We start from the raw sequence: 18,670 nt of genomic DNA, 5'->3' as shown, positions 1-18,670 counted from the left end.
GCTGCGACTCATGGCGCCTTATGGGCCTGATGTCGCGGTGCAGCAGTGCGTCAGGACAACGAAGCGCTATGAGTGGGCGTGCTGGTCACATCGGCGACCTGGGCGTCCAGGTAGGCCAGGGTCTGCTCGGCGTTGAGGGTCGCGGCCACCCCGTGCGCGCCCGCTCCCAAGGAGATGGTGCGTGCGGGGTCGCCGGTCAACGAGGCATCGGCGACGACCGGGAGCGCGGAGAGGGAGCCGAACGGGGTGATCGTGCCACGGGCATACCCGGTGACCTGCTGGGCGGTGGCGGCGTCCGGCATCGAGAGCCGGCTGACACCGAGCAGCTCGCGCAGCTTGGGCCAGGCGATCTCGCGGTCGCCGGGGACCAGGACGAAGAGGTGGTCGCCCTCGGCCCGGCGCACCACCAGGGTCTTCACGATGTCGCGCGGTTCAACGCCTCGGGCGGCCGCGGCCTCCTCGAGACTGGCGACACGACCGTGCTCGGTGACGGTGTGCTCCAGCCCGGAGGCCTCGATCGCGGCCCTGGCCCGCTCAGCGCTCATCCCCGCAGGCTATCCCTGTCTCTCTTCCCTCCCACCCCCAACCCCGACCGGGCGAGCGTTGTGTTCCGACCGGGCGAGCGTTGTGCTGCCACGGCACGACGAGACGTTCGGTCGGGCAACCCGAGACGTTCGGATGGGCAACCCGAGACGGCCGGATAGGCAACCCGAGACGCCCGGTCAGCGGAGTCGGCCTGCCACCTGCTGTGCGGCCTCCCGCAGCTCCGGCGGGTCGAGCACCTCCAGGTCGACCTCGAAGAGGAGCAGGTAGGCGATGATCGCGCCGTAGGACCAGGCCCCCATCTCCACCCGGCAGGTGCTCTCGTCCAGGGCCGTCACGACGCCCTGGTCCTCGCGCACCCAGCGCGCGATCGCCTCGGCGGGGGCGTGCATCAGCACCGTGCCCCGGGCCGGCCAGGCCGCGACGCCCGGGGCGGGCTGTAGCAGGCCCGCGACCTGGGTCTCGCTCAGCGGCCGCGGGCTGAACCGCGGCCCGACGGGGATCCGCGGCGTCATCCGGTCGACCCGGAACGTGCGCCAGTCCGCGCGGTCGAGATCCCAGACGACGGCATACCAGCGACCACCCCGGCTCAGCAGGCGGTGCGGCTCGGTGCGCCGCAGGGAGGCGGTGCCGTCACGGGCCACGTAGTCGAACCGCAGCTGCTGGTGGTCGCGGCAGCAGACACCGACCTGCAGCAGCACCTCCGGGTCGAGCGCCGAGCGGTCGAGGGACCCCCGGGTCGGGACCGCCGTGACCTGCAGGGCGTCCACCCGGTGCCGCAACCGGGAGGGCAGCACCTGCCGGATCGTCGCCAGCGCCCGCAGCGCCGCATCCTGCACGCCGCTGACCCCGGTGGTGGCGGTCTGCAGCGCCACCGCGATCGCGACGGCCTGCTCGTCGTCGAAGAGCAGCGGCGGCAGGTCGGCACCGGGGGAGAGCCGGTACCCGCCCGCCGGGCCGCGGGTGGTCTGCACCGGGTAACCGAGCTCGCGCAGCCGGTCCACGTCGCGCCGCACCGTGCGAGGGCTGACGTCCAGGCGCCCGGACAGCTCGTCGCCGGACCAGTCCCGTCGGGTCTGCAGCAGCGACAGCAGGGTGAGGATGCGTCCGGATGGATGGGCCATGGCCTCACTCTGCCAGCAGTAGCGGCCAGCACCTGACCACAACTCTCTCTAGCGTGGGTCGTGCGCCGGGCACTCCGCGCATCCGCCACAGCACAGGAGTCAGATCGTGATCGAGGCCAGAGGGCTGACCAAGGACTTCGTCGTCGGCCGCACCGGAAAAGTGCACGCCGTCCGCGCCGTCGACCTGCACGTGGACCGGGGGGAGACGGTCGCGATCCTCGGCCCCAACGGCGCCGGCAAGACCACCACGATGCGGATGCTCACCACACTGCTGACGCCCACCGCGGGGTCCGTGCGGGTGGCGGGCTTCGACGTGGCCCGCGAGCCGCAGCAGGTGCGCCACTGGCTCGGGTACGTCGGCCAGGGCAACGGGGCCGGGCACGGCCAGCGGGCCGCGGACGAGCTGGTCTGCCAAGGCGTCACCTTCGGTATGTCCCGGGCCGCGGCGCGCGGCCGGGCCGCCGAGCTGATGGGCGGGTTGGACCTGGCCGGCAAGGAGCGGGCCAAGGTCTCCGAGCTCTCCGGGGGTCAGCGCCGCCGCCTCGACGTGGCGATGGGGTTGATGCACGCCCCGGAGCTGCTGGTGCTGGACGAGCCGTCCACGGGTCTCGACCCGCACAACCGGGCCAACCTGTGGGAGCACATCCGCGCCCTCCGGGAGCAGCGCCGGATGACGTTGCTGCTCACCACCCACTACCTGGACGAGGCGGACGCGATGGCCGAACGGGTGGTCATCGTCGATCACGGCCAGGTCATCGCCGACGACTCCCCGGAACGGCTCAAGAGCCTGCACGCCGGCGACCGGATGACGGTGACCACCACGACCCCGGAGCAGGCGGACCGCCTGATGCGGCACCTGCAGGGCTGGGCCGCGGGGGAACCGGATGCGGCGGCCCGCCCGGAGGTATGCCGGTCCGTCCGGCCGGACGGGTCGCCCGTCGTGCACGCCACCCTGAGCCACGGCTCGCAGCGGGTGACCGAGCTGGTCCGGGTCGCCGACGCGGACGGCATACAGATCCAGGACGTGCAGGTCCGACGACCCACCCTGGACGACGTCTTCCTGAACCTCACCGGCCGCAGCCTGCGCGCCGGCGACGCCCCCACCGAGGAGAACGCAGCATGAGCACCCGGACCATCACCCTCCCTGAGACCCCCGACAGCTCTCACAGTCCCTCGACCTCGCGGCCGCCCTCACGCTCCCTGCCGCGGGACACCTGGATCGTGCTCACCCGGGAGCTGCGACCCACCCTGCACGACCCCTTCTCGGTGATCTTCTCGCTGGTCCAGCCGCTGTTCTTCCTGGCGCTGTTCGGGCCGCTGCTGGCCGGCAACCTGGGAGGCGGCCTGCCCGGTGGCGACGTCTGGCAGTGGTTCGTTCCGGCGATCCTGGTGATGATCTCGCTGTTCGGCTCCAGCACCGTCGGCTCGAACCTGCTCTTCGAGATGCAGACGGGTGCTCACGAACGGATGCTCGTGACCCCGCTGGCGCGCTCCAGCCTGCTGCTCGGTCGCGCCCTCAAGGAGATCGTCACGCTGGTCGCCCAGGCCGCGGTGATCGTTCTCGTCATGCTGCCCTTCGGGTTCACGCTGCACCCGCTCGGCGCCGTGCTCGGGCTGGCGCTGCTGGCCGTCCTCGGCGTCGGGATCAGCTCGTTGAGCTATGCGCTCGCGATCGCGGTCCGCAAGCAGGACTGGATGTTCTGGGTGGTGCAGCAGACCTTCCTGTTCCCGCTGATGATCCTGTCCGGGATGCTGCTGCCGCTGGACGGTGGCCCCGGATGGATGCAGGCCCTGGCCCGGGCGAACCCGCTGACCTACGTGGTCGACGCCGAGCGCGCGCTGTTCTCCGGTCAGGTCCTCAGCACGGAGGTGGGGACGGGCTTCGCGGCAGCCCTGGTGACCGCGGCGGTGGGGCTGGCCGTGGGGATCAGGTCGATGCGTGGGAGTGCCGGCTGACCGCCGCTCCCCCCTGTTCCGACCGGGCGAGCGTTGCGTTCCGACCGGGCGGGCGTTGTGTTCTGACCGGGCGAGCGCTGTGCTTCCGCGGCACTCCGAGACGCCCGGTCGGGCACTCCGAGACGCTCGGATGGGCATGTCGGGACGCCCGGTCGGGCACTCCGAGACGCTCGGATGGGCTCCTGTCTGATATCTCAGACACTCCGAGACGCCCGGCAGGTGCCCTGGCGCCCTGGTCCGCCCTAGGGTCGAGGTCGTGAGCACCCACAGCAGCACGGCCACCTTCGACCGGATGTGGGCCGACCTGGAATCGGTCGGCCGGGCCGCGAGCGGTGGCTACCGACGCTTCGCCTTGAAGGCGCAGGACGCCGTGCTCCGTGAGTGGTTCGCAGGGGAAGCAACCTCCCGGGGTCTCGACCTCGTCGAGGATCGCGTCGGCAACCAGTGGGCCTGGTGGTGGGATGGTCCCGGCACGGTGGACGAGGCGGCCCGCGCGGGCCGCAAGGGCGTCGTCATCGGATCGCACCTGGACTCGGTCCCCGACGGCGGCGCCTTCGACGGGCCGCTCGGCGTGGTGAGCTCATTCGCCGCCGTCGACACGCTGCGCGCGCAGGGGGTATGCCCGGACGTCCCGGTGGCGGTGACCAACTTCGTCGACGAGGAGGGCGCCCGCTTCGGCATCGCCTGCGCGGGCTCCCGGGTGCTCACCGGCGCCCTGACCGCCGACCGGGCGCTGGCCCTGACCGACGCCGAGGGCACCACCTACGCCGAGGCGCTCGTCGCCATCGGCCGGGACCCCCACCACCTCGGGCCCGACCCGGAGACGCTGGCCAGGGTGGGGTGCTTCGTCGAGCTGCACGTCGAGCAGGGCCGTGCGCTGGTCGACCTCGACGTCCCGGTCGCGGTGGCCAGCGACATCTGGCCGCACGGCCGCTGGCGGTTCGACTTCCCCGGCGAAGCCAACCACGCCGGCACTACTGCGCTGGCCGACCGTCGCGACGCCATGCTGGGGTATGCCGAGCTGGTGCTGGCGGCACGTCAGGTCGCCGGCGACCGTGGCTGCGTGGCGACCGTCGGCAAGGTGCGGGTCACACCCGGCGGGGTGAACGCCATACCGTCGCACGTCACCGGTTGGCTCGATGCGCGCGGCGCCGACGAGGGGCAGGTGCGGGTGATGGTCGAGGAGCTGACCGACCGGTCTGCCGGGGCGGGGGCCACCGTCACCCAGGAGTCGTGGACCCCGACCACCCGATTCCACGGCGAGCTGAGTGACCGCCTGGTCCGCGTCCTGTCCGCCGGTGGCGACACAACGCTCGCCCGGTCGGAGCAGAACGCGCGCCCGGTGGGTGCACAACGCGCGCCCGGTCGGGACACAACGCTCGCCCGGTCGGAGCAGAACGCGCGCCCGGTGGGTGCACAACGCGCGCCCGGTCGGGACTCAGCGCCGGCGAAGGTGAGCGTGCCGGTGCTCGGGACCGGGGCCGGGCACGACGCCGGCATCCTGGCGGGGGCGGGCATACCCTCCGCGATGCTCTTCGTGCGCAACCCCACCGGGGTCTCGCACAGCCCGGCCGAGCACGCCGAGGCCGACGACTGCCACGCCGGCGTCGCCGCGCTCGCGGCCTGCGTCGCCGACCTCACCGGCCCCGCCAACCCGGTCCCCGTGCCGTGACCACCACCGGCGCCACCGGCAGCACCACCCTGCACGCCGGCCACGCCCACCTCCCGGACGGACTCGCCCGCGACGTGCGCATCACCATCGCGGGTGGCCGCTTCACCGAGGTCATCCCGGGCGCCCCGGCACAGGACGGGGACACCCGACTGCCCGGGGTCGTCTTCCCCGGCCTCGCGAACGCCCACAGCCACGCCTTCCACCGGGCGCTGCGCGGGCGCACCCACGACGACGGCGGCACCTTCTGGACCTGGCGGGAGCGGATGTATGCCGTCGCCGCCCACCTCGAGCCGGACAGCTACCTGGCGCTGGCCCGGGCCACCTACGCCGAGATGGCGCTGGCCGGGATCACCGCGGTGGGGGAGTTCCACTACCTGCACCATGGCCCGGGCGGACGGCGCTACATGGACCCCAACGCCATGGGGCGGGCCCTCGTCCGGGCGGCGGCCGACGCCGGGGTCCGGCTCACCCTGCTCGACACCTGCTACCTGGTCGGTGGCCTGACCGCGGCCGGGCACACCCCGCTGGAGGGGACCCAGCTGCGCTTCGGCGACGGGGACGCCTCCACCTGGTCGCTGCGGGTCGACGACCTGCGCGACCACACCGACGGCGGCCCCGCCCACCTGCGGGTCGGCGCCGCGATCCACTCGGTGCGCGCGGTGCCCCGCGACCAGCTGCGCCCGGTCGCCGCCTGGGCCCGCCGCACGGGTCGACCCCTGCACCTGCACCTGTCCGAGCAGCCCGCCGAGAACCAGGCGTGCCTGGACCACCACGGGCTCACCCCGACCGGGCTGCTCGAGGCCGAGGGGGTGCTCGGCCCCGACCTCACCGCGGTGCACGCCACCCACCTCACCGACGACGACATCGCCCTGCTCGGCGCCCACCACACCTGGGCCTGCTTCTGCCCCACCACCGAACGGGACCTCGCCGACGGCATCGGCCCCGCCCGGGCCCTGCGCGACGCCGGCGCCCGGCTGTCCCTCGGCTCGGACCAGCACGCCGTCGTGGACCTGCTGGAGGAGGCCCGCGCCCTCGAGATGCACGAACGGCTCGCCACCCTGGAGCGTGGACGTCTCAGCCCGGACGCGCTGCTGGCCGCCGCCACCGCGCACGAGAGCATCGGCTGGCCCGACGCCGGCCGGATCCAGGTCGGCGCCCGCGCCGACCTCGTCGCCGTCCGCACCGACACCGTGCGCACCGCCGGGAGCGACCCCGCCCAGCTGCTGCTGAGCGCCACCGCGGCGGACGTGGACACCGTCGTCGTCGACGGTGAGACGGTGGTCGCCGGTGGGCGGCACCGGCTCGGCGACGTCGGGGCCCTGCTGCACGAGGCCATCACCCCGCTGTGGCAGCAGCCGCCGCGGGACGAGCGAGAGGACACGCGATCATGAGCATGCTCATCACCGGCATCAGCGAGCTGGTCACCTGCGACGACACCGTCGAGGACCGCCGCGGGGGCGCCGACGCGTCGCTCGCCGAGGGCCTGGGTGTCCTCACCGACGCGGCCGTGGTCATCGGCGGGGGCGGCGAGGACACCACGCCGGTCGTCGAGTGGGTCGGCCCGGCGGCCGATGCGCCGCAGGCCGACTGGGCCGTCGACCTGGGCGGCAAGGCCGTGATCCCCGGTTTCGTCGACAGCCACGCCCACCTCGTCTTCGCCGGCGACCGGTCGGCCGAGTTCGCCGCCCGGATGACCGGCCAGGCCTACGACGGCGGAGGCATCGCGCTGACCATGGAGGCGACCCGCGGCGCCTCCGATAGCGAGCTGCGGGCCCTGCTCCAGCACCGGGTCTCCGAGATGCGCGCCCAGGGCACCACCACCGTGGAGATCAAGAGCGGCTACGGCCTCGACGTCGAGCACGAGGTGCGCGCGCTGCGTCTGGCCCGCGAGGTCACCCCCGAGACCACCTTCCTGGGCGCCCACGTGGTGCCGCCGGGGATGCGCGGGGAGGCGGGCCCGGGCTCCCCCGGGCGGGAGGCCTACCTGGACCTGGTCTGCGGGGAGATGCTCACCGCCTGCGCCCCGTACGCCCGCTGGGTCGACGTCTTCTGCGAGCCGGCCAGCCCGCACGCCTTCGACGAGCAGGAGTCACGCCGGGTGCTGGAGGCCGGGCGCGCCGCCGGACTGGAGCTGCGGGTGCACGGCAACCAGCTCGGCCACGGTCCCGGGGTGCGGCTGGCGGTGGAGCTGGGCGCGGCCAGCGTCGACCACTGCACCTACCTGTCGGAGGACGACGTGGACGCGCTGGCCGGCAGCGACACCGTCGCCACCCTGCTGCCCGGTGTCGAGTTCTCCACCCGGCAGCCCTATCCGGACGCGCGGGGCCTGCTCGAGGCGGGGGTCTCGCTGGCGCTCGCGACCGACTGCAACCCGGGCACCTGCTACTCCTCCTCGATGCCGCTGATGATCGCGCTCGCGGTGCGGGAGATGGGGATGACCCCGGCGCAGGCGCTGCGCGCGGCCACCGTCGGCGGGGCCCGGGCCCTGCGCCGTCCGGACCTGGGGCGGGTGCGCGTCGGCGGCCCGGCCGACCTGGCCGTGGTCGACGCCCCCAGCTGGCTGCACATCCCCTACCGGGTCGGCACGCCGGTGGTCCGCGCCCTGGAGGTCTGAGGCTGCGACCCCGGTCGCACCAGGACGCCACCCTGGTATGACGCGGGGTCGGGTGGCTCTCGCCTACGCTCGTGGGCGTGAAGGAGACGATGCAGGCGGTCCGCGACTCGGTGGGGTCCGCCTGGCGCGTGCTCGGGGGCCGGACCCGGCTCGTCGACGTGACGCTGGTGGTCGTGCTGCTGCTCTGGGTGCTGGGCTCCAGCGGCCCCAACGGTGCGGAGCCCTTCGTGCTCGGCGTCCTGCAGGTGGTGCCGCTGCTGTGGCGCCGCTCGCACCCGCTCCCGGTGGCGCTCGCGGTCGCCGCGGCCTGCCTGCTCCAGGTGTTCCTGAACACCGGGCCGCTGGCCTCGAACATCACGGTCCCGATCGTGGTCTACAGCGCCGCCGCCTTCGGCAGCCGCCGCCACTCCCAGGTGGTCCTCGGGATGGGGATCATCGGTGCGGTGGTGGCGGCCCTGGCCTGGTCGAGGATCCCCTACGACCCCGCCCAGTACTTCACCCTGGTCGTCTTCCAGTTCGCCTTCATGGCGGTCTTCGTCGGGGTGTCCTGGGTCCTCGGTGACGTGGTCCGCCGCCGCACCGCGGTGATCGCGCGGCTCACCGAGCAGAACCGGGCCCTGGCCCGGGACCAGGCCCAGCGCACCCGGCTGGCCGCCCAGGACGAGCGCGCCAGCATCGCCCGCGAGATGCACGACGTGGTCGCGCACTCCCTCGCCGTGGTGGTGGTCCAGGCCGACGGCGGGTTGTACGCCGCCCGCCAGGCGCTGGAGCGGGAGCCGGGGATGGCTGCGGACCGGGCGGCGCTGGAGCGCGCTGCCGCCACCCTCTCGACGCTCGCCGAGACCGCCCGCACCTCGCTGGCCGACACCCGCACCCTGGTCGGGGTGCTGCGCGAGCCCGGCAGCGGGGCCGACTACTCCCCGCTGCAGGGGATCGCCCACCTGGACGACCTGGTGCAACGGGTCCGGGACTCGGGGGTGCCCGTCGAGGCGCACGTGCGCGGCACCGTGGACGACCTGCCCCAGGCGGTGGACCTGGCCGCCTACCGGGTGGTGCAGGAGTCGCTGACCAACGCGATGAAGCACGCCGGCCCGTCGGCCAGCGTCGACGTCGACCTGCTGCGCACCCCCGCGGTGCTGCTGGTGCGGGTCACCGACGACGGGCTGGGCGCGGCCAGCGCCACCGACGACGACGCCGGCCACGGGATCATCGGTATGGCGGAACGGGTCGAGGTGCTCGGCGGTAGCGTGCATACCGGGCCGCGCCGCACGGGGGGCTGGGAGGTCGTCGCCACCATCCCGGTGTCCGGGCAGGGCACGGGCCACGACAGCAGCAGCCCGGTCGACCGCACGGCGACCGGCACCAGGACCACGGGAGAACAGCAGTGAGCGAGACCACCGGCCCGATCAGGCTCTTCCTCGTCGACGACCAGGAGCTGGTCAGGGCCGGGTTCCGGATGGTGCTGGACGCGCAGCCGGACATGACCGTCGTCGGGGAGGCGGCCGACGGCCTCGCCGCCCTGGACGCCGTCGAGGCCACCCGTCCCGACGTGGTGCTGATGGACATCCGGATGCCGCGGCTAGACGGGGTGGAGACCACCCGACGGCTGCTCGCCGAGGGCTCACCCAGCCAGGACGCCAAGGTGCTGGTGCTGACCACCTTCGACCTGGACGAGTACGTCTTCGCCGCCCTCAAGGCCGGCGCCGCCGGTTTCCTGCTCAAGGACGCCGGCCCGGCCGAGCTGCTCTCCGCGATCCGCGCCGTGCACGCCGGTGACGCGGCGATGGCGCCCTCGACCACCCGGCGGCTGCTGGAACGTTTCGTGCCCGACCTTCCGGAGGCCGACTCCGCCGGGCAGGCCGCCGCGCGACGACGGGCCGCCACCAGCCGGCTGGAGCCGCTCACCGAACGGGAGCGTGAGGTGCTCGAGACGGTGGGGCGCGGGCTGACCAACAGCGAGATCGCCGCCGAGCTGTTCCTGGCCGAGGCCACGGTGAAGACCCACATCGGCCGGGTCCTGCACAAGCTCTCGCTGCGGGACCGGGTGCAGATGGTCATCACCGCCTACGAGACCGGGCTGGTCGGACGCCCCGAGTAGGACTCAGGCCGGACGCAGACCCTCGTCGGTCTCCGCGACCATGGTAGGCCGGTCAGGGTCGGGCCACCCGTCGAAGGACCCGTCCATCAGCACCGTCTGCTCGACCGGGTCGGCGTCCTCGATCAGCGGCAGCACGCTCAGATGGGTGAGGTGGCCCTCGTCGATCCAGACGGACGCCTCGACCTCCTGGCCGTTCCCGACGGTCCACCGGGCCCGCACCGGCCACTGCTGGCGGTGCGGCACCACCCGCGGGCTCGACCCCGGGACCACCAGGGGGAGGTCGGGCACGGGCTGTGTTTCCCAGGGTGTCGATCGTGCTCCGTGAAGCTGGGAGAGCAGCACGTCCGAGCCGGGCAGCGACCGGGCGGCCAGCATCCGTCGCAGGAGCTCGTGCTGCTCGGGCGTGAGTGGCACCGCCGGGGGCTCGGCGTCGGTGAGCCCGGCGCCGTCGGCACTCGCCGCTGCGTCTCGTCGCTCGGCCCAGACCCCGAGGGCGGCGCCACCCGCCGTGAGCAGAGCCAACCAGACGCGTGGCTGTGGCACCCTGCGCCGGTCCAGGGCCGCCACCATCCGGGCGTCCAGCTTCTCGTTGAGCGGGGCCGCGGCGGCGGTGAGCAACGCGAGCCCGGTGGCACCTGCCCACTCTCCCGGTACGAGGAGCGGGCCGGTGCGGCGCACGATCGCCGCGCCCCAGAAGCCGGCGAAGGCCGCTCCAGCCACCCGGGAGAGGTACCTGCTCGCGGGACCGGCATGCGGGTCCGGCAGTGCGGCGGCCGCCGCGCCGAGGAGGCTCGCGACGGCGAACCGGGGTGAGGTCACGTCCAGGACGGACCTGGTCTGCTGCTCCATAGGTGCTCCTCGGCGACTCGGCCCCCGAAGGGGGTGACCAGTATGCCTGTCGTGAGCGACCTCATACCTGGGGTGGACGGTGGTCGGAGCACGTGGGCCCACCGGTGGATGTGGGCGGCGACCTGGGGTTCATACCGTCAGGAGCATGACGAAGACAGCACCGACGCAGACCGCACCGCGACAGGGGAACGCGCTCGCCGCCAGCGCCCTCGACCTGACCAAGACCTACGGCCGCGGGGAGACCGTCGTGACCGCCCTGGACGGGGTGTCCGTGGGCATCGAGGCGGGCAGGTTCACCGCGATCATGGGGCCGAGCGGCTCGGGAAAGTCGACCCTGATGCACCTGCTCGCCGGCCTGGACACCCCGACCGGGGGCCGCACCTACCTGGGTGAGCACGAGCTGACCTCGCTGTCCGACGCCCAGCTGACCCGGCTGCGCCGGCAGTCGGTCGGGTTCGTCTTCCAGGCGTTCAACCTGCTGCCCACGCTCACCGCCCGGCAGAACATCCGGCTCCCGCTCGACCTGGCCGGACGCACGGCCGACGCGGGCTGGGAGCAGACGGTCATCGAGGCCCTCGGCCTGGGCGGGCGGCTGGACCACCGGCCCGGTGAGCTCTCCGGCGGACAGCAGCAGCGGGTCGCCCTGGCCCGCGCCCTGGTGACCCGCCCGGAGGTCATCTTCGCCGACGAGCCGACCGGCGCCCTGGACAGCACCACCGGTGCCGAGGTGCTCGCCCTGCTGCGGCGCTCGGTCGACGAGTGGAAGCAGACGGTGGTCATGGTCACCCACGACCCGAGCGCCGCAGCGGTCGCCGACCGGGTGCTGCTGCTCGCCGACGGCCGGATCGCCGGCGAGATCATCGACCCGGACGCCGACGCCGTGCTGGCCGGCATCCGGGACGTCGGGAAGGTCGCCTGATGGCGGCCGGGTGGATGACCGCCGGCCTTGCCTCGCGCGGTCGCCGGCTGGTCTCGGCCGCGGTGGCGATCCTCATCGGGGTCGGCTTCCTGACCACCAGCCTGGTGGTCGTCTCCACCGCCCAGACCGGGCTCGAGGAGGCGGTCGCCGGGGGCCTGCGCGACGCCGACCTGGTCGTGACCGGGGAGGACAGCACCTGGCTGGGCGCCGAGGACGTGGACCGCGTCGCCGCGGTGGACGGCGTGGACGAGGTCGTCGCGGATACGACGGTGGGTGTCGACCGGGGCAACAGCTTCCTGGTGGGCACCTCCGTGCCGGCCGGGGGGATGACCTTGCTGGAGGGTCGGATGCCGGCGGCCGACGGCGAGGCCACGGTCAACCAGGCCCTGGCCGGGGAGGTGTCCGTCGGGGACGAGCTCACGCTCACCACGCGCACCGCCGAGGGCAGCCCCGGTGACCGGCTCGGGTTGACCGTGGTGGGGGTCGTCGACCCCGGAGACGTGCACTCGCTCAGCTACAACGAGGGGTTCCTGGCCACCGACGCCACGCTGCGCGAGCTGGACCCGCTGCTCTCCTACGAGTCCGCCCAGGTGACGGTGGCCGGTTCGGCGACCGTGGACGAGGTGCGCGACGCCCTGGCCCAGGTGCTGCCGGGCACCGTCCTGCAGACCGGGCCGGAGGCCGCCGCCGACCGGGTCGCGGCGCTGACCGGACAGACCCTGGTGCTCGGCTCGATCCTGCTCGGTTTCGGCGCGGTGGCGCTGGCCACCGCCGCGATCGTCATCGCCAACACCTTCACCATCACGCTGGCCCAGCGGACCGGGGAGCTGGCGCTGCTGCGCTGCGTCGGGGCCACCCGGGCGCAGGTGCGGCGCTCGGTCCTCATCGAGGCGGTGGTGCTCGGAACGCTGGCCTCCGTGGTCGGTGTCGTCGGCGGGGTCGGGCTCGCGCAGCTGCTGCTGACCCTGGGCCGCAACGCCGACATCGGTATACCGCTGGGCACCGGCCTCGAGGTCGGCTGGCTCAGCCTGGTGGTCCCGGTCGTGGTGGGCGTGGCGATCACCATGCTCGCGTCCTGGTGGCCGGCGGCCCGGGCCACCCGGGTGTCGCCGCTGGCGGCGCTGCGCCCGAGCGGCGAGCCGGCCGCGTCCTCGCGGGTGAACCCGGTGCGGGTCCTGCTCGCGGTGCTGCTGGTCGCCGGGGGCACCGGCCTCATGGTGCTCGGTGCCGCCCAGCGGCAGGTGCTGCTCGGCGTCGCCGGCGGGCTGGTCTCCTTCGTCGGTGTGCTGCTGGCCGCGGTGGTCGTGGTGCCTGCCCTGGTGCGCCTGCTGGGCCTCGCCGCCCGACCGGCCGGGGTGCCGGGACGGCTCGCGGTCGCCGGTGCGGTGCGCAACCCGGGCCGGGCGGCCGCGACCAGCGCCGCGCTCCTGGTCGGCGTCACCCTGATCACGATGACCTCGGTGGGTGCCGCCTCGGGCGAGCGCACCGCCCTGGGCGAGATCGACCAGGCCTACGCCATCGACCTGGTGGCCCAGACCGAGCCCGGGTTGGACGATGACACGCCGCGGCCCACGGCCGTCGACGTCGCCCTGGTCGACCGGCTGGCCGGGGTGGACGGGGTCCGCGCCGCGCAGGTGGTGGACACGGCATACCTCGAGGTCGGTGACAGGGGCCCCGGCCCGGCCGCCGCGCTGGACCCGGCCACCGCGGAGCAGGTGCTGCGCAGCGAGGACCTGGTGGCCGCCCTGGCCCCGGGCACCGTCGGGCTGGGCTCCTTCGACCGAGCCGTCCAGGGCGTCGAGGCGGGCGACACCCTCACTGTCACCGGACCCGGAGGGAGCCAGGACCTCACGGTCATCGAGCTCGGCCTGGGCGGTGCCGGGATGGCGCTGCAGCCGGAGGACCTGGAGTCGCTGTCCGGGGGCGGGGACAACCTGCAGCCCGGCGCGGTCCTCATCCGGCTGGACGACGACGCCGACGTGGGGGCCACCATGACCACCATCAACGACCTCACCGCGGACGCCGGGATGACCGTCCAGGGCGCCGCGGCGGAGCGTGCGCTGATCACCCAGATCCTGGACGTGATGGTGCTCATCGCCACCGCCCTGCTCGGGGTCGCGGTGCTGATCGCGGTGGTCGGGATCGCCAACACGCTGTCGCTGTCAGTGATCGAGCGGCACCGCGAGCACGCCCTGCTGCGCGGCCTCGGGCTCACCCGTGGCCAGATGCGCGGAATGCTGCTGACCGAGGGCGTGCTGCTGGCCCTGGTCAGCGCCGGCCTGGGCCTCGCGCTCGGGATCGGGTATGCCGCGCTGGGCATCCAGACGATCCTCCCGGAAGGCACCCCGCTGTCGCTGGCGGTGCCCTGGGGCCGGGTCGGGATCATCGTCGGCGTGGCGCTGCTGGCCGGGGTGCTGGCCAGCGTGCTGCCGGCCCGCCGCGCGGCACGGGTCACCCCCGCACAGGGGTTGGCCGCCGCTTGAGGACCAGTCGGGCGGTGCTGGCAGGGACACCACACCGTCACGGCTCGAGGGGCCTCCCCGCGCAGGGACGCGGGTCGCAGGCCCCCGGGGCCGGCCGGGAAGGGACGCCCGGCCGGCCCCACACCCTCCACCGCGGTGGACGGGGTTCTGCCGGCCAGACCGCACGCGGGCCCAGACCAAAGTCGGCGAAGGCCTCGACCTTCGTCGGATGTGCCCCACCGGCGACCGCCCTAGCGTGGTGGTATGCACTCCTCCCTGGGTCTGACGGGCGCCGACAAGGCGTGGACCTACGCGCTGCTCGGCGGGGGCGGGCTGGCGCTCTTCGCGGCGTCGCCATGGTTGGCACGGTGGCTCGCCGAGGTCCCGTTCGTGCCGTTCGGCGGCGCGCTCGACTGGGTCGGGGGCCTGGACCAGGGGTGGCTGCTGGTGGTCCGTCCCCTGGTGGGGCTGCTGCTCGGCCTGGTGGCCGCGATGGTCGTCATCGCTGATGAGTACGGGCTGGAGGTGCACGACGACGCGGTCGTCGTCGTGCACGGCGAGGACCGCCGGACCGTCCCGCGGGCCGACATCGTCGGCATCCACCGCGACGGCAAGACGGTGCACATCGACGGCCAGGGCGGCCGCGTCATCTTCGCGAAGTCGGTCGATGCCGGCCGGGACGCGGTGCGTGAGGCCTTCGTCTCCCGCGGCTACCCGTACGAGTCGAGCTGAGGGCGCCGACACCACCGACCAGCCGTGCGGTGCTGGCAGGGACACCACACCGCCACGGCTCGAGGGCGCTCCCCGCGCATCGACGCGCGGGTCGAGGCCCCACGGGCCGGCCGGGTCAAGAGACCCGGCCGGCCCGGCATACCGCCGCGGGACGGGACCAAGGTCACCCCGCATCCAGGACTTTTGGCCCCTGCACGCGGGGTGTGGCCGCCCTAGGGTTGTTGCCACGTTCTCGCCCGTGTCATCTCGTCGGCGGGTCATCGGAGCAGGAGCCCCATCCCCGGCGCCCCCGCTCCGGTCCGTCCACGTCCTGACCGCCCTGTCGAGGACGGTCGTGCGGCTCGGATGAGGACCAGGCCGCCACGGCTCAGGGGCCTCCCCGCTCAGGGACACGCGGGTGGAGGCCCTTCGGGCCGGCCGGGAGGGGACACCCGGCCGGCTCGAGGGCCGGGTCGGCATCCGGGCAGCACGCGGGCGGGCAACCACGGGCGACGCTCGGTGGGGTGCAGGGCAACCACGGGCGACGCTCGGCGGGGAGGGGGTGCGGATGGTGCGCAGGGCGAGTATGATTGCGCCATGAGCAACAGGCGTGCCCCCCGGGCGTTGGCGCCGTTGCTCCGGGGCGCCCGCCTGGAGGTCTTCCCGTCGGCCGGCATCGTCGACCAGGTGCACGAGCACGTGCCGGCCGGCCGCACCGTCACCGTCACCGCGTCGCCGACCACCGGGCTGGACGCCACGCTGGCGGTGGTCGAGCGACTGGCCCCGCGCTACCGGGTGGTGCCGCACCTGGCGGCCCGGATGGTCACCCGCGACGCGCTGCCCGAGCTGGTCTCGCGGCTGCAGGGCCTGGGTGTCACCGAGGTCTTCGTCCCGGGCGGGGACGCGGCCGGCACCGCCGAGACCTTCGACGGTGCCCTCGAGCTGCTGCTCGCCCTCGACGAACTGGGCCGGCCCTTCGAGCACGTCGGCATCACCGGCTACCCGGAGTCCCACCCCGGTATCCCGGACGAGGTCCTGGTGCAGTCCATGTGGGACAAGCGCCGGCACGCCACCTCGCTCGTCTCCAACATGACCTTCGACGACGCGGCGCTGGCCGCCTGGCTGCGGTGGGTGCGCGAGCGCGGCGTGACCCTGCCCGTGCACGTCGGCGTGCCCGGCCCGGTCGACCCCGCCCGGCTGCTCCGGATGGCGACCACGATCGGGGTCGGCGACTCGGTCCGGTTCCTGCGCAAGCAGCGCGGGGTGCTCGCCCGGATCGCCCTGCCCGGCTTCTCCAGCACCGGTTTCGTGCGCAGGGTCGCGGCCCTGGCGGCGGACGAGGGCCTCGGGATCTGTGGCCTGCACCTCTACACCTTCAACCAGGTGGAGCGGGTCGAGGCCTGGCGCCGGCAGCAGCTGGATGCGCTCGAGCCTCTCCACCCCGGCCGTGGGGCCCGGGCCACCGGCCCCTAGCATCGCCTCATGGCCGATGAGGAGACCGACGCCGGCGACCGGTCCCCGGTGCAGTCCGTGGACCGCGCCCTGACCATCCTCGAGATCCTGGCCCGTACCGGAGACGCCGGCCTGGGGGAGATCGCCGACGAGCTCGGGGTCCACAAGAGCACCGTCAGCCGGACGGTCGCCGCCCTCGCCGCCCACGACCTGGTCGAGCAGACGGAGGCCCGGGGCCCGCTGCGGCTGGGGGCCGGGATCCTGCGGCTAGCCGGGGCGACCACCGCCCGGCTCGACCTGGTCCAGGAGGCGCGTCCGGTATGCCGGGTGCTGGCCGAGCAGACCGGTGAGACCGTGAACGTGGCGGTGATGGCCGGGCACACCGCGCTCTACGTCGACCAGGCGCTGGGCCCCTCGACGATCACCTCCTACAACTGGGTGGGTCAGCACATCCCGCTGCACGCCACCTCCAACGGCCGGGTGCTGCTCGGTGGCCTCGCCCCGGCCGAGCGTCCGGAGGCCTGGGGTGAGCTGACCGCCTTCACCCCGCACACGGTGACCCGGCCCGCGGAGCTGGAGCGGCTGGTGACGCTCGCCAAGGAGCGGGGCTACGCGGTGGTGCGCGACGAGCTCGACATCGGGCTCACCGCCATGGCGGCCCCGGTCCACAACGCGCACGGCGAGCTGATCGCCTCGATCAGCCTGTCCGGTCCCTCGTTCCGGATGGACCCGGAGCGGGAACGGGAGCTGCTGGCCCCGCTGCGCACCGCCGCGACCGACGTGTCGGCCCGGCTCGGCTGGCACGGCTGAGCGGGCCCCTCAGAGGAACTGCTTGCCCTCGTCCTTGAGCAGCTCCCGGGTGTTCGGGTTGACCGAGGGGCGGAAGGGCACCTGCACGACCACCGCGTCGACCGGCTCCCCGGGGGTGTCGGCATACTCGTCGGGCAGCCACACCCGCAGCTGGGTCCCGGGCTGGCTCAGCCCCACCGGGACGTAACCCAGGGCGATGTTGGTGCCGAGCTCGGGGGAGTACCACGGCGAGGTGAGATAGCCGACCGGGTCGTCCTGCCCGACCATGCCGACCAGCCAGAAGTCGGGGGCGTAGTCGGTGATCGGCCGTCCGCCGAGCGTCATCCCGACCAGCATCTGGCTGAACGGCGGGGTGCCGGCCTCGAGCTGGGCGCGCTGGGCCTCCAGCGCCGCCTTGCCGATGTAGTCCTGCTCCTTCATCCGCGGCACCTGGTAGGCCAGGTTGGTCTGCAGCGGTGAGGTCTCGGCGTCCATGTCCTGGCCCCAGGACAGGATGCCGGCCTGGACGCGCCGTGGGTGGGCGGGGGCGATGACCCGCAGGTGGTGGGCGGCGCCGGCCTCCAGCACCGCGTTCCACATCTCCTCGGCGTGCAGGGTGGCGTCGAAGAGGTAGATCTCGTAGCCCTTCTCCCCGGTGAAACCGGTCTGCGAGACGATCACCGGCAGCCCGGCCACCTCGGCGCGGGCGAGGCCGTAGTTCGGGATGTCGGAGACCGCGGGGCCGATGAGGTCCCGCATCAGCGCCTCCGAGCGTGGCCCCTGGATCTGCACCGGGCAGACGTCGATCTCCTGGATGCGTACGTCGTACCCCTTGCCGACGTTCACCCCCTGCAGCCACAGCATCAGGTCCGAGTCGGACACGCTGAACCAGAACTCGTCCTCGGACAGCCGGAGCAGCACCGGGTCGTTGAGGATGCCGCCGGCCTCGTTGCAGAGGATGACGTAGCGCGCGTGCATCGGGGAGATCTTGGTGGCCTGCCGGGTGATGACGTAGTTGACGAAGGCCTCGGCGTCCGGGCCGACGACCTGGATCTGCCGCTCCACCGCGACGTTCCACATGGTCACGTCGTTCACCACGGACTCGTGCTCGGCGAGCGGCCCGCCCTCGTCCATCGAGAGGTAGCCGCGCGGGTGGTAGACGCGGTTGTAGACCTCGGCGCGCCAGACCCCGGCGGCCACCGACAGGTGCCAGTAGGGCGACTTGCGGATCCGCGTCGAGATCAGCAGCTCGACCGGGGTCGGGCCGGTCTGTCGCAGGTTGACCGGGACGGTCCGGCCCTGCTCCACGCTCGGGTGGTTGTGCTGCGTGCTCGGCGGTGAGGCCGCCTGGGAGGCGGCGTGCTCGGCGTTGTCCGGGTGGGTCGCGGTGCTCGGCTCGAGAGTCATCGGCGCCCTCCTTGCGGTGCGGGGTCGGCCTGTGCGGTCCGACCGGAGCGGTGGGCTGTGGTCCAGCGTGCCCT

At 73.8% G+C, this 18,670-nt stretch carries 16 protein-coding genes; 12 read left to right on the top strand and 4 right to left on the bottom strand.

Annotation, left to right across the window (positions count from 1 at the left end; translation table 11 throughout):
- Positions 1-50: 50 nt before the first annotated feature.
- The gene (locus ACI3EY_RS13365) at positions 51-545 is read right to left on the bottom strand and encodes an aminoacyl-tRNA deacylase (RefSeq protein WP_405040718.1); all 495 of its coding nucleotides are present in this window, start codon (positions 543-545) and stop codon (positions 51-53) included.
- 177 nt (positions 546-722) lie between these two features.
- Positions 723-1,667, bottom strand: a complete 945-nt coding sequence (locus ACI3EY_RS13360) for a helix-turn-helix transcriptional regulator (protein WP_405040717.1) — start codon at positions 1,665-1,667, stop codon at positions 723-725.
- Between the two features lie 106 nt (positions 1,668-1,773).
- On the opposite strand from ACI3EY_RS13360, the gene ACI3EY_RS13355 reads away from it, so the two are divergent.
- The 7 genes from ACI3EY_RS13355 (at position 1,774) to ACI3EY_RS13325 (ending at position 10,007) form a co-directional block, all read left to right on the top strand.
- The gene (locus tag ACI3EY_RS13355) at positions 1,774-2,790 is read left to right on the top strand and encodes an ATP-binding cassette domain-containing protein (protein ID WP_405040716.1); all 1,017 of its coding nucleotides are present in this window, start codon (positions 1,774-1,776) and stop codon (positions 2,788-2,790) included.
- Complete coding sequence (locus ACI3EY_RS13350; RefSeq protein WP_405040715.1) at positions 2,787-3,623, top strand: ABC transporter permease; 837 nt, start codon at positions 2,787-2,789, stop codon at positions 3,621-3,623. Before ACI3EY_RS13355 ends, ACI3EY_RS13350 begins: the two co-directional genes overlap by 4 nt.
- Positions 3,624-3,879: 256 nt before the next feature.
- Complete coding sequence (locus ACI3EY_RS13345; RefSeq protein WP_405040714.1) at positions 3,880-5,295, top strand: allantoate amidohydrolase; 1,416 nt, start codon at positions 3,880-3,882, stop codon at positions 5,293-5,295.
- Positions 5,292-6,686, top strand: a complete 1,395-nt coding sequence (locus tag ACI3EY_RS13340) for a formimidoylglutamate deiminase (RefSeq protein WP_405040713.1) — start codon at positions 5,292-5,294, stop codon at positions 6,684-6,686. The genes ACI3EY_RS13345 and ACI3EY_RS13340 overlap by 4 nt, the downstream gene beginning before the upstream one ends.
- Positions 6,683-7,909 carry an imidazolonepropionase gene (gene hutI / locus ACI3EY_RS13335; protein ID WP_405040712.1) on the top strand — a complete coding sequence of 409 codons (1,227 nt, stop codon included), beginning with the start codon at positions 6,683-6,685 and terminating at the stop codon, positions 7,907-7,909. Before ACI3EY_RS13340 ends, hutI begins: the two co-directional genes overlap by 4 nt.
- Before the next feature lie 77 nt (positions 7,910-7,986).
- A complete protein-coding gene (locus tag ACI3EY_RS13330) occupies positions 7,987-9,297 on the top strand; it encodes a sensor histidine kinase (RefSeq protein WP_405040711.1) in 1,311 nt (436 codons plus the stop codon).
- Positions 9,294-10,007, top strand: coding sequence for a response regulator transcription factor (locus ACI3EY_RS13325; RefSeq protein ID WP_405036700.1), 714 nt, complete (start codon positions 9,294-9,296; stop codon positions 10,005-10,007). Before ACI3EY_RS13330 ends, ACI3EY_RS13325 begins: the two co-directional genes overlap by 4 nt.
- A gap of 3 nt (positions 10,008-10,010) precedes the next feature.
- Here ACI3EY_RS13325 and ACI3EY_RS13320 read toward each other — a convergent pair whose 3' ends face one another.
- Positions 10,011-10,856, bottom strand: coding sequence for a hypothetical protein (locus tag ACI3EY_RS13320; RefSeq protein WP_405040710.1), 846 nt, complete (start codon positions 10,854-10,856; stop codon positions 10,011-10,013).
- Between the two features lie 145 nt (positions 10,857-11,001).
- Here ACI3EY_RS13320 and ACI3EY_RS13315 point away from each other — a divergent pair, with 145 nt between their 5' ends.
- From ACI3EY_RS13315 to ACI3EY_RS13295, 5 genes are all read left to right on the top strand, one after another.
- Complete coding sequence (locus ACI3EY_RS13315; protein ID WP_405040709.1) at positions 11,002-11,775, top strand: ABC transporter ATP-binding protein; 774 nt, start codon at positions 11,002-11,004, stop codon at positions 11,773-11,775.
- Positions 11,775-14,258: an ABC transporter permease gene (locus ACI3EY_RS13310; RefSeq protein WP_405040708.1), complete on the top strand. Its 2,484-nt coding sequence runs from the start codon at positions 11,775-11,777 to the stop codon at positions 14,256-14,258. Before ACI3EY_RS13315 ends, ACI3EY_RS13310 begins: the two co-directional genes overlap by 1 nt.
- Positions 14,259-14,501: 243 nt before the next feature.
- Complete coding sequence (locus ACI3EY_RS13305) at positions 14,502-14,969, top strand: YqeB family protein (protein WP_405040707.1); 468 nt, start codon at positions 14,502-14,504, stop codon at positions 14,967-14,969.
- Between the two features lie 576 nt (positions 14,970-15,545).
- Positions 15,546-16,421, top strand: a complete 876-nt coding sequence (locus ACI3EY_RS13300; protein ID WP_405040706.1) for a methylenetetrahydrofolate reductase — start codon at positions 15,546-15,548, stop codon at positions 16,419-16,421.
- 9 nt (positions 16,422-16,430) lie between these two features.
- Positions 16,431-17,210: an IclR family transcriptional regulator gene (locus ACI3EY_RS13295; RefSeq protein WP_405040705.1), complete on the top strand. Its 780-nt coding sequence runs from the start codon at positions 16,431-16,433 to the stop codon at positions 17,208-17,210.
- Positions 17,211-17,219: 9 nt separating this feature from the next.
- On the opposite strand, the gene ACI3EY_RS13290 is transcribed toward ACI3EY_RS13295, so the two are convergent.
- On the bottom strand, positions 17,220-18,596 hold the full coding sequence (locus tag ACI3EY_RS13290; RefSeq protein WP_405040704.1) for an aminomethyltransferase family protein: 1,377 nt from the start codon (positions 18,594-18,596) through the stop codon (positions 17,220-17,222).
- Positions 18,597-18,670: the final 74 nt, after the last annotated feature.

It is taken from the genome of Serinicoccus shuyuelongi (assembly GCF_045032955.1).
Classification (GTDB): Bacteria; Actinomycetota; Actinomycetes; order Actinomycetales; family Dermatophilaceae; genus Ornithinicoccus.
The sequence above is the reverse complement of the archived record's forward strand: the minus strand, read 5'-3'. Positions and strand labels throughout refer to the sequence as shown.

Coding starts and splice junctions, on each gene's coding strand:
- ACI3EY_RS13365 (WP_405040718.1), bottom strand. CDS start 545: ATGAGCGCTGAGCGGGCCAGGGCCGCGATCGAGGCCTCCGGGCTGGAG.
- ACI3EY_RS13360 (WP_405040717.1), bottom strand. CDS start 1,667: ATGGCCCATCCATCCGGACGCATCCTCACCCTGCTGTCGCTGCTGCAG.
- ACI3EY_RS13350 (WP_405040715.1), top strand. CDS start 2,787: ATGAGCACCCGGACCATCACCCTCCCTGAGACCCCCGACAGCTCTCAC.
- hutI (WP_405040712.1), top strand. CDS start 6,683: ATGAGCATGCTCATCACCGGCATCAGCGAGCTGGTCACCTGCGACGAC.
- ACI3EY_RS13320 (WP_405040710.1), bottom strand. CDS start 10,856: ATGGAGCAGCAGACCAGGTCCGTCCTGGACGTGACCTCACCCCGGTTC.
- ACI3EY_RS13315 (WP_405040709.1), top strand. CDS start 11,002: ATGACGAAGACAGCACCGACGCAGACCGCACCGCGACAGGGGAACGCG.
- ACI3EY_RS13310 (WP_405040708.1), top strand. CDS start 11,775: ATGGCGGCCGGGTGGATGACCGCCGGCCTTGCCTCGCGCGGTCGCCGG.
- ACI3EY_RS13305 (WP_405040707.1), top strand. CDS start 14,502: ATGCACTCCTCCCTGGGTCTGACGGGCGCCGACAAGGCGTGGACCTAC.
- ACI3EY_RS13300 (WP_405040706.1), top strand. CDS start 15,546: ATGAGCAACAGGCGTGCCCCCCGGGCGTTGGCGCCGTTGCTCCGGGGC.
- ACI3EY_RS13295 (WP_405040705.1), top strand. CDS start 16,431: ATGGCCGATGAGGAGACCGACGCCGGCGACCGGTCCCCGGTGCAGTCC.
- ACI3EY_RS13290 (WP_405040704.1), bottom strand. CDS start 18,596: ATGACTCTCGAGCCGAGCACCGCGACCCACCCGGACAACGCCGAGCAC.